This window comes from Priestia endophytica, from assembly GCF_026790145.1.
GTDB lineage: Bacteria > Bacillota > Bacilli > Bacillales > Bacillaceae_H > Bacillus_I > Bacillus_I endophytica_A.
This window is the reverse complement of the sequence record NZ_JALAMS010000094.1, coordinates 1-806: the sequence shown is the minus strand read 5'-3', so window position 1 is coordinate 806 and position 806 is coordinate 1. Positions and strand designations below refer to the sequence as shown.

The 806-nt window shown below is 32.6% G+C and carries 1 protein-coding gene and 1 pseudogene; one reads left to right on the top strand and one right to left on the bottom strand.

Annotated elements, in window-relative coordinates:
- Positions 1 to 342, bottom strand: a 342-nt coding sequence (locus tag MOC86_RS27335; RefSeq protein ID WP_268587023.1) for a GNAT family N-acetyltransferase, incomplete at its 3' end; no start/stop codon positions are given.
- A gap of 121 nt (positions 343 to 463) precedes the next feature.
- Between MOC86_RS27335 and MOC86_RS27330 the strand changes: the two are divergent.
- Positions 464 to 727: pseudogene (locus MOC86_RS27330) on the top strand (MarR family transcriptional regulator); the annotation flags it as partial.
- Between the last annotated feature and the right edge of the window lie 79 nt (positions 728 to 806).

The following is an 806-nucleotide window of genomic DNA, read 5'->3' as shown; positions in this document are numbered from 1 at the left end:
ACTTGCCATCTTTCGTACATGCAGCTTCATTTTAGTTATTCCTTTTTCTTTCATGATTTTTTCTAGCTCTCCAATGATGACTTTACCCAATCCGTACTTCCGATAAGGTTTTAGGATACAGATTCTTTCCAGCTTACTAGTCTGATCAACGATGCGCACACGGCCTGTGCCGACTGGTTGATTCTTATGATATACCAAGATATGCTGGCATTGTTCTTGGAGCGTATCAAATTCATCGAACTCATCGGATTCAGTTACATGTTGCTCCTCGATGAATACCGTTCTTCTAATATCTAAAGCAATGTGTAAATCATTTTCAGTTGTTATTCTTTTTATATTCATTATTTGATCAATCCTTTTCTGATATTAGTCTGGACTGTACAGCATGCATGTGGTCTTATAATAGTAAGGTTAAAACAATTTTGTTGTAAATGCAACAAAAATACGTGAGGGGTTTTTAGGAATGAATGACATTTTGCGTGAGATCGGCATGATAGCAAGAGCGTTGGATTCCATAAGCAATATTGAATTTAAAGATTTGGACTTAACAAGAGGGCAGTATCTCTATCTTGTACGTATATACGAAAACCCGGGAATTATTCAAGAAAAATTGGCAGAAATGATAAAAGTGGACCGAACAACAGCCGCGCGGGCCATTAAGAAATTGGAAATGCAGGGATTTATTCAAAAACAGCCGGATGAGCAAAAAAAAAAAAAAAAAAAAATATAAAAAAAAAAAAAAAAAAAAAAAAAAAAAAAAAAAAAAAAAAAATAAAAAAAAAAAAAAAAAAAAAAAAAAAAAAAAA